This window comes from Candidatus Sororendozoicomonas aggregata, assembly GCF_031528575.1.
Classification (GTDB): domain Bacteria; phylum Pseudomonadota; class Gammaproteobacteria; order Pseudomonadales; family Endozoicomonadaceae; genus Endonucleibacter; species Endonucleibacter aggregata.
In genome coordinates, this window is record NZ_JAVLSP010000041.1 from 21,367 (window position 1) to 29,661 (window position 8,295).

Consider the following 8,295-nt stretch of genomic DNA (forward strand, 5'->3'; position numbering starts at 1 on the left):
CAAGACTGTCAATTCTGGTATGTTTCGTTCAATTGCAGTGGTTCCAGGGCGGTTATGGTCTTCAGGGCAATTCGATGACTGGTAATATCAGAGCTACATCTTGGTAACTGGGAGTGTTGTCTTTTTTTCAGACGCTGTCAACCTGCGCTGGTTAAAAAACACAGTCAGCAAGTCCGGGAAAGTGACGATGCAAAAAAAAGGATTGAGTTGATTCATTCTGACAATGTACGTGTATCGCTGTATTGTGTAAAAATGCACGGTAAACGAAAACGCTGGGAGTAACTTGTGTTCTTCGATACCCATTGCCATCTTGATTTTAGTGTATTCGACCACGATCGGGATAGCATTTTACAACAGTGTGCGCTAAAAGGCATACGTACTCTCTGTATACCGTCTGTACATTTTAACGATACTCACCGGGTCATCGCGCTGGCGCATTCGCCCGCACCCGTTTTATTGGTGTACGGTCTGGGTCTTCACCCCTGTTTTATTCAGCGCCACGAAAAAAACCACTTGGATGCCCTGGAAAAACAACTCAATAACCGTGACACGTCCATGGTTGCTATTGGTGAAATTGGACTGGACTTTGCCTTTTCCACCGACAAATTTGCAAGGGATAAGCAGCTTGAGTTTTTTGATGCGCAACTCCAGTTGGCCAGGGCTTACCAGTACCCTGTTATTATCCATGCAAGAAAAACCCATGACTTGATACTCAAGCACTTCAAAGCAGCGCCGTTATTGCAAGGTGGTATTGTTCACGCATTTTCAGGGAGCGAGCAACAGGCTTATCAATATATCGAACAGGGATTTAAACTGGGGTTTGGTGGGGGGGTTACCTACGAGCGGGCACGAAGAACCCGGCACCTTGCAACAGTCCTCCCTTTGGAGAGTCTGGTGTTGGAAACTGATGCCCCGGACATGCCATTATCAGGCTTTCAGGGGAAACCTAATACGCCGCTCCAGTTACCTGTTATCGCGCGAACGATTGCGCGGCTCAGGGGGGAAACCCCGGAAAGAATAACTGAGCAAACGACATGTAACGCTCAGCAGCTTTTTACGCTATTGCGCTGACAAACTGAACGCCAGCTCAATAGCGTATTAGAATGAAAGATTTCTAAAGTATGACTGTTGAAGTATGTCTACTTAACTTTGTTTTCGTGAGTACCCGGAGTGACTGGCTTTTGGATGCTGTAATAGTAAGCGGCATTGGCAAGCTCCTTCATTGACAAGGTTTTCAGTTGCTTCTGCATGTACGGGTTTTTACGCTGATTCGTTTTAAAGGCAAACAGTTGTTTTACCATGTACTCATAGTGCTGACCACTTAACTTGGGATATTTACCGATATGGGACGATGCATTAGCCCCGTGGCAAGCGTCGCACTGTTGTTTTACCAGTCTTTCGCCTTTTTCAAGGCGTGGCTTGTAAGTGTTGAGTATATGCTGATAATCCTTTAGTGCCGTTCCGTTAATATCAGTATCGGTGTTTGCCTGAGTGAGGGCTGAACCTGCCAGTAACAGTGAAGAAAATAGTATACGCTGGACACTAATCATCCTTTTTCTCCCGGTGTTGCTGGTTTTTCCGGTAATGCGTCGCTCTCAAGGGGGAGGCGTCGAAAAATGTCCATAGGAATATCGCTGGATGCCGGGTAGTTGGTGCTCAGGTATTGGAGCACAGGATCCCAGGTCTCAGATAAGTCCCAAAGCCCCTGGGTGTCGATCATCCACTGAATCGTTTCACGCCAGAAAGCCTCATCCCCCCCGTTTTGGGGAATGATCAGGCTGGAATGGCAGGCGTTACACTGATAATTAACCAGCTCCCAGCCTGGTGCCATAATCAGCCCCGATTGTTTATCAACAGGGTATTGCTTGACATTGGTATCGTTAGCCTGAGCTGGTAGCCCGCTGAGTAGTCCACTGAGCGCCACTAAGTATAAAAGGCGCTTCATTATACGACCCTCACCGCAATACGATGGCAACCATTAAACATATAGCCTTTAGGGTTCCACTGAGGCTGCACAACAGGCTGAGAGTCGCCCTCGCTGTCAGTGGCTTTTGCCCAGATTTCGTAATAGCCTTTTTCAGGCAGTGTCAGTGTCGTTTCCCACTGCTGCCAGGCTCGAGGGTTAACCGGTTTTTTTAATGTGGTGCTATGCCAGCGAACGCCGTAATCATAACTGATATCGAGTTTGACCACATCACGCAAACCGGCCCAGGCATGACCGTTGATTGTTAATGGTTCGCCTAGTTTTACTTCAGTTCCTGATGCCGGGGAAGTAATCAGGGACTTAACGATCATATGTTCAATAATTTCAAAGTCTTTCGGGTCAACCATTTCACCCGGAGCTACAGGGTAGGTAGGAACCCGATAAGAAGGTGATTCCATTTTGTGCCCATCGTGCACTTTGTTACGTATACTGATGCCTGTAGCGCACTTGGAGGAAATTGATGCCGGACGACCACCAAAGACAATACGTAATGGGTAGCCCTGCAAGTAAGGAATAGGTTGGTCATTCATGGCCCAGGCAATAAGCGCATTGTCGTTTAAAGCGGCATCGATAGGTACACCACGAGAAATAGCTTCACCTTTGCCGCTGAGATGTTTGTCAAAACTGTGATGGCCTGTATAAACAGCGTCATCTTTAACGCCACAGTCATTAAGAACATCACTGACTAATACACCTGTCCATTTCGAGCAATAGACCGCGCCATCATTCCATTGATTGCCTTTTGCTTTAGGGTAGAAGTTACGTCGGCTGTTACCACCGCATTCCAGTGTTAAATGCAGTGAGTGATTTTGGAACTTCGTTTTCAGATCATCAATTGTATACGACTTAGCTGTTATAACTGACTCGCCGTCAACCTTGAATTGCCATTTGTCGACATCAATGCTGGCAAAATCAGGCATGTTGCCATTCCAGCGGATGAACGAGGTGCCAGCAGGGGTAATGTCAGGATTGAGTTTCTCAATACTGGGCATTGCATTGAGGGGGTTTGTGTTCAATAAAGTATAATGATCTGGAAGATCCCCCGCGCTTTTCCACTGAAGGGTGGATATATCCAGGGGAGGAACATTACCGGGCCGATTGGCCGCATATACCCAGGAAACAGGAGCGGCCGCCATCGCTGATGTGGCAAGAAAACCTTGTAAAAAATTTCGTCTGTTCATGATAAAACTATATCTATAGTTATCAACCAAATGTATGGCGATATTGTTTGTGTATGTAATACTTAATTAACATCCCTGTAAATTCAGTATTTGTTTTGTTTATTTCGGTATGTTGCTATTTTTTAGCCCGGATATTTCATAAAATTCCCTTAGAGCCGCAAGGAGCAAGCAAGGCCAGGAGCATGTTTATGAAATATCCGGGTTAGAGGAATCATCTCTATAAAAATAGTTAGCGATAGCTTGTATGTCTTCTTCTGAAAGTAACGCAGCAACTTTTGACATGGTAATATCAAAACGATCGTGGGATTTGAATGCGGTCAGTTGATTGGTAAGATATTCTTTATTTTGCCAGCGCAAATCGGGTATGGTCGTGAAGTTGCTGACCCCTTCTTCTCCATGACAGGCTTTGCACATATTGGTTAAACGCTGAGTTTTATCTGGAAACTGATCAGTGGCATTGATAGAGGAAATAGAGCAGGAAAATATCAAAAGTAAATATTTTGTTATCGATATAAAATAAGTGGAAATGCACTTTTTCATGAGTTGAGGCTCTCATAATTCAATAAACGTCATACAAAAAAAGATTGAGAATCACTTTCAGGAAAAATGGAAAGAAACACTCGATGTAGGAAAAAGCTGTTGATATCTACACTGGATGTGATGCTAGCATATAAGATGATATTTATAATATATATAAGTTTAACTTATTCTATGTGAGCGTCAGAGCCTGTAGTTAGTTTTGTGTAAACGCCCTGTTTTCACTCATCGTGAATCCGGTCTGGGAACATAATAGAAGTAACCGGTCACACGGCGTACGGACTCCTCCCTATTTGTCTAAAGGCGCTTTTAGCGGGCTTCTCCCAAAGCGCTGTTTCCAATTCCGGGAATCAGCTCTTTCCTTTGTTCTAGGAGCCTGTCCGAGAATAGCGCCCGTAGCGAGGATGACGAGAAATTGAGGATAAAATTTCTGCTTCTGAGGATAATAGTGGGGCTATTTGACGAAGAAGCAGGAATTTTTAGACCAATTTATCGCAACCGCAGTAGGGTAGTCTATTCTCGGACAGGTTCCTGGGAGCATGGACAATTTCCGGCATTTTCCTGCTACACTGTCTCTTCATTTAATACTGATAGGTTACTATATTGCGGAGTCAGTCACGTATGCGGTTGTCAATTTGGTTTTCTTTTATTCTGCTCTTATCAATGGTTGCAGGTTGCCAGAAACAGCCAGATTTCACCGCAACGGATGGTCAGGCGATCTATTTAAAAAGCGCGGCTGACCGCTGGACAATACTCAATATCTGGGCACAATGGTGTGGCCCGTGCCGTAAAGAGATTCCTGAGTTTAACGCGCTGGCCAAGCATAAGGATCTGAATGTCCTGGGTTATGACTTTGATGGTGATACTGGCGACAGGCTTAAGCATAAGGTGCGCATGATGGGCATACAGTTTCCGGTCATTGAAGGCAACCCGCTTACTGTGCTGGAGCTACCGTTACCGCAAGTGTTACCGACCACGCTGATGATTAATCCGCAAGGTAAGGTCATGGATATACTCTATGGCCCTCAAACAGAAGAGGGTATGATCCATCGGGTGAATAAGCTGAAAAAGCAGGGAGTATCCAATGGCCACTAGTTGCAAAAAAGCCTGGGTCGAAGGCCGTGTTCAAGGCGTTTGTTTTCGTATATCGACACAAAAGCAGGCATTAGAGCTTGGTATTACTGGCTGGGCCAAAAACCTGCCTGATGGACGGGTTGAAGTGCTGATGTGTGGTGAGCCTGACCGGGTAAGTCAACTGGAAGCCTGGTTACATGAGGGGCCGCCATTGGCAAGGGTGTCGAAAGTTTCGGTGGTTGATGAGAGCCTGGCGCCGCCTGATGGCTTTTTGGTGGGCTAACCCCCTTTTATTGCCAGTAAGTTTCCCAGTTTGTGTACACTTTTTCAGGGTAATGGCGTTTTCCAAGACTGCCGTTGTATCGCGCTAAAGCCCGGGTCAGGTTGCCTTTTTCAATGGACAGGTAATGACGAAGTATCGTACAGCCGTAGCGTAGATTGGTTCCTATTCGGATAAGGTTATCGTCAGGTTGCCCGATCTCCTGTTTCCAAAATGGCATCACCTGCATAAGCCCCTGAGCCCCGGCAGACGATACAGCAAAGCGATTAAAAGAAGATTCGGTATGGATAATGGCCAAAATTAACCCCGGCTTTAGCCGGACGCGCTCAGCTTCCTGGCGAACCCGCTTGAGTATCTCCCGGCGTTTTTCGGGGCTTTTTATAAAACGTGCCATACGGGCAGACATGTCAGTGAACCAGGTATCTGACGCAAACTCTGGCTGATATTGTGGCTGAAACGTACCGATCTGGCTCGATGCAGGGGTAGAAAGAATAGAAAGGGATAGCAGCAGAATCGCTACCCCCAGGTAATTAATATACTGCCCTTTCCTGAATAAGTTGAACAATGGCATTCAGAGCGATCTCTTCCTTGTCAGCCGTATTGCGGTGTTTGTATTCTACTACGCCACTGGTCAGTCCCCGCTCGCTCAATACAATGCGATGGGGGATGCCGATCAGCTCCATATCCTTGAACTTCACCCCCGGGCTGGCCTTACGGTCATCCATCAGTACATCAAAGCCAGCATCCGTCAGGGTGTTGTAGAGGTTGTCGGCCGCTTCGCGGACAGCTTCTGATTTTTCCATTTTCAATGGCACAATGGCTACCTGGAAAGGCGCTATAGCCTCCGGCCAGATAATCCCATTTTCATCATGGTTTTGTTCGATGGCCGCCGCCACCGTCCGGGAAACACCAATACCGTAACAGCCCATGGACAGTATTGTTGTTTTGCCGTGCTCATTGAGTACTGTGGCTCCCAGGGCTTTGCTGTATTTAGTCCCCAATTGGAAGATATGCCCCACCTCGATACCACGCTTGATAAACAGTTTCCCGTTACCACAGGGGCTTGGATCACCTTCAACAATGTTACGTAAGTCCTCCACCTGCTGAAAGTCACAGTCCCGGCTCCAGTTGATACCAAAGTAATGCTTGCCATCAATATTGGCACCGGCCCCAAAGTCACTCATCACAGCAACAGAGCGATCAACAATGACAGGAATGGCCGCGTTCACAGGTCCAAGGGAACCGGCACCAGCGCCCATGGTGTTACGAATTTCTTCTTCAGAGGCAAAGCGCAGGGGAACAGCAATGCCGGGCAGGTTTTCGGCCTTGATGGTGTTGAGTTCGTGATCACCTCTGATAAGCAGGGCAACAAAAGGCGCTCCAGCCCTTTCGTCTGCCGCAACAATCAGTGTCTTGACGGTTTTTTCAATGGGCACGGCGTGTTGTTCTACCAGTTGATCGATGGTTTTGACTTTCGGGGTATCAACCAGTGTCATGGTTTGTGTTGGCGCATGGCGCTCTTGCGTCGGTGGCAGTGCTTCTGCCTTTTCAATATTGGCCGCGTAATCACTGCTGTCACTGAACACAATAGCGTCTTCGCCTGAGTCAGCGAGCACATGAAACTCCCTGGAGCCTGCGCCGCCAATAGCGCCGCTGTCAGCTTCAACAGCACGGTAATTAAGCCCCAATCGCTCAAAAATGCGGCAATAGGTCGCATGCATATTCTGAAATTCTGCCCGTAGACAGTCTTCATCACTATGGAAGGAGTAGCCATCTTTCATAAGAAATTCCCGGCCACGCATCAAACCAAAACGTGGGCGAATCTCATCACGGAATTTGGTTTGAATCTGATACAGGTGGATAGGCAACTGCTTGTAGCTACTTAACTCATTACGCATCAGATCAGTAATGACTTCTTCATGGGTGGGGCCCATGACAAAGTCACGTTGGTGGCGGTCTTTGATTCGCAAAAGCTCAGGACCGTAATCATCCCAGCGGCCACTTTCCTGCCACAGCTCAGCAGGTTGAACCGTTGGCATCAGCGTTTCCAGGGCACCGGAGCGGTTCATTTCTTCACGAATGATCCGCTCAACCTTTTTTAACACTTTAAGGCCCAGAGGCAGCCAGGTGTAGAGACCAGAGGCCAGCTTACGAATCATGCCCGCGCGAAGCATAAGCTGATGACTGATGACCACCGCGTCGGAAGGGGTTTCCTTGAGGGTGGGAATTAAATACTCACTGGTACGCATGAAAAGCAACCCTGCGATTTATCAAAATAATGCCACATTTTAAGGGCTGACCACGTTATAATCCAATGGCTGATGGTGTGGAGCTAAACAAATCGGGTTATTTTCCCTGGATAAACGACTGGACAACGACTGTATCACCGTGGGTAATTTTCCTCTGTGCCGGTTGTTGCTGATGGATGATGCGAGTTACCCCTGGTTTATTCTGGTGCCTCGTATTGCCGGGCTGGAAGAACTGTATGAACTGACGTCTGAACAAATGCGGCAAGTGATGACAGAGTCATCAATATTGTCGAAAGTGCTTCAGCAGCTGTTTAATGGCGACAAACTCAATGTCGCCGCACTGGGCAATATTGTCAGGCAGCTTCATATTCATCATGTGGTTCGCTTCAGTGCTGATCCAGCCTGGCCTGGTCCCGTCTGGGGGCGCTTTCCAGCAAAGCCTTACCCCACTGATCAGATTGCGTCACTGGTTACTCGTGTAGGCAAGGCACTGGGTGATTGTTTTGATGGTTTTATCAAATAGCGCAGGGTCAAAACCCCCACCAGAGCCTTAGCCTGGTGGTGGAAACAACCGCAGGCATTGGGAAGCTTTGCCTCGAAGGTTGTGTTGCTGAGGTGGCGTTCACTCGCCACCTAAAGCATGTGGAGCGAAGCGACATCCTTATTGACTGTAGAGAAGAAACATTGAATGAATCAGGCATTGATTGATTTGCAGACACAACTGAGCTTTCAGGAGCAGACCATCGATCAGCTTAATAATGTTGTGACACGTCAGCAAAAAGAGATGGTTCAGTTGCTGGCTGAGGTGAAAGCGCTTAAAGAAGCGTATCAGGCTTTAATGGAGGCCACAAAAACAGAACGCGGCGTGACCAGTGAAATCCCCCCTCACTACTAAGAAGCAGTCTTAAAAGTCATGCTCCTACTGCGGCTACGATAAATGGGTCTAAAAAGTCGCTTTTGTTCGTCAAATAGTCCCGCTATTCTCCTCAC

General features: G+C 47.3%; 12 protein-coding genes. 6 read left to right on the forward strand and 6 right to left on the reverse strand.

Annotated elements, in window-relative coordinates; genetic code table 11:
* The first annotated feature begins 285 nt into the window (after nucleotides 1-285).
* A complete protein-coding gene (locus V4C51_RS09490) occupies nucleotides 286-1,071 on the forward strand; it encodes a TatD family hydrolase (RefSeq protein WP_330925916.1) in 786 nt (261 codons plus the stop codon).
* Between the two features lie 68 nt (nucleotides 1,072-1,139).
* On the opposite strand, the gene V4C51_RS09495 is transcribed toward V4C51_RS09490, so the two are convergent.
* The 4 genes from V4C51_RS09495 to V4C51_RS09510 all read right to left on the reverse strand — a co-directional run bounded on the left by V4C51_RS09495 (nucleotide 1,140) and on the right by V4C51_RS09510 (nucleotide 3,705).
* Nucleotides 1,140-1,550 carry a c-type cytochrome gene (locus V4C51_RS09495; protein ID WP_330925917.1) on the reverse strand — a complete coding sequence of 137 codons (411 nt, stop codon included), beginning with the start codon at nucleotides 1,548-1,550 and terminating at the stop codon, nucleotides 1,140-1,142.
* Nucleotides 1,547-1,945, reverse strand: a complete 399-nt coding sequence (locus V4C51_RS09500) for a hypothetical protein (protein WP_330925918.1) — start codon at nucleotides 1,943-1,945, stop codon at nucleotides 1,547-1,549. Before V4C51_RS09500 ends, V4C51_RS09495 begins: the two co-directional genes overlap by 4 nt.
* Nucleotides 1,945-3,165: a molybdopterin-dependent oxidoreductase gene (locus V4C51_RS09505; protein WP_330925919.1), complete on the reverse strand. Its 1,221-nt coding sequence runs from the start codon at nucleotides 3,163-3,165 to the stop codon at nucleotides 1,945-1,947. The genes V4C51_RS09500 and V4C51_RS09505 overlap by 1 nt, the downstream gene beginning before the upstream one ends.
* 186 nt (nucleotides 3,166-3,351) lie before the next feature.
* Entirely contained in the window at nucleotides 3,352-3,705 is a 354-nt protein-coding gene (locus tag V4C51_RS09510; protein WP_330925920.1) for a c-type cytochrome, read from the reverse strand.
* A 618-nt stretch (nucleotides 3,706-4,323) separates the two neighbouring features.
* On the opposite strand from V4C51_RS09510, the gene V4C51_RS09515 reads away from it, so the two are divergent.
* Both V4C51_RS09515 and yccX read left to right on the forward strand, forming a co-directional pair.
* Nucleotides 4,324-4,797 (forward strand): TlpA family protein disulfide reductase, encoded by a 474-nt coding sequence (locus tag V4C51_RS09515; protein WP_330925921.1) that lies wholly within the window; start codon nucleotides 4,324-4,326, stop codon nucleotides 4,795-4,797.
* Nucleotides 4,787-5,059, forward strand: a complete 273-nt coding sequence (yccX, locus tag V4C51_RS09520; RefSeq protein ID WP_330925922.1) for an acylphosphatase — start codon at nucleotides 4,787-4,789, stop codon at nucleotides 5,057-5,059. Before V4C51_RS09515 ends, yccX begins: the two co-directional genes overlap by 11 nt.
* Nucleotides 5,060-5,066: 7 nt before the next feature.
* Here yccX and V4C51_RS09525 read toward each other — a convergent pair whose 3' ends face one another.
* Complete coding sequence (locus tag V4C51_RS09525; RefSeq protein WP_330925923.1) at nucleotides 5,067-5,627, reverse strand: lytic transglycosylase domain-containing protein; 561 nt, start codon at nucleotides 5,625-5,627, stop codon at nucleotides 5,067-5,069.
* Nucleotides 5,587-7,305 (reverse strand): proline--tRNA ligase, encoded by a 1,719-nt coding sequence (locus tag V4C51_RS09530; RefSeq protein WP_330925924.1) that lies wholly within the window; start codon nucleotides 7,303-7,305, stop codon nucleotides 5,587-5,589. Before V4C51_RS09530 ends, V4C51_RS09525 begins: the two co-directional genes overlap by 41 nt.
* Before the next feature lie 133 nt (nucleotides 7,306-7,438).
* On the opposite strand from V4C51_RS09530, the gene V4C51_RS09535 reads away from it, so the two are divergent.
* Genes V4C51_RS09535 through V4C51_RS09545 form a run of 3 tightly spaced genes read left to right on the forward strand, consistent with a single transcriptional unit; the run spans nucleotide 7,439 to nucleotide 8,200 of the window.
* Entirely contained in the window at nucleotides 7,439-7,828 is a 390-nt protein-coding gene (locus V4C51_RS09535) for an HIT domain-containing protein (RefSeq protein WP_330925928.1), read from the forward strand.
* A 35-nt stretch (nucleotides 7,829-7,863) separates the two neighbouring features.
* Entirely contained in the window at nucleotides 7,864-8,013 is a 150-nt protein-coding gene (locus V4C51_RS09540) for a hypothetical protein (RefSeq protein WP_330925925.1), read from the forward strand.
* Nucleotides 7,994-8,200 (forward strand): SlyX family protein, encoded by a 207-nt coding sequence (locus tag V4C51_RS09545; RefSeq protein ID WP_330925926.1) that lies wholly within the window; start codon nucleotides 7,994-7,996, stop codon nucleotides 8,198-8,200. Before V4C51_RS09540 ends, V4C51_RS09545 begins: the two co-directional genes overlap by 20 nt.
* Nucleotides 8,201-8,295: the final 95 nt, after the last annotated feature.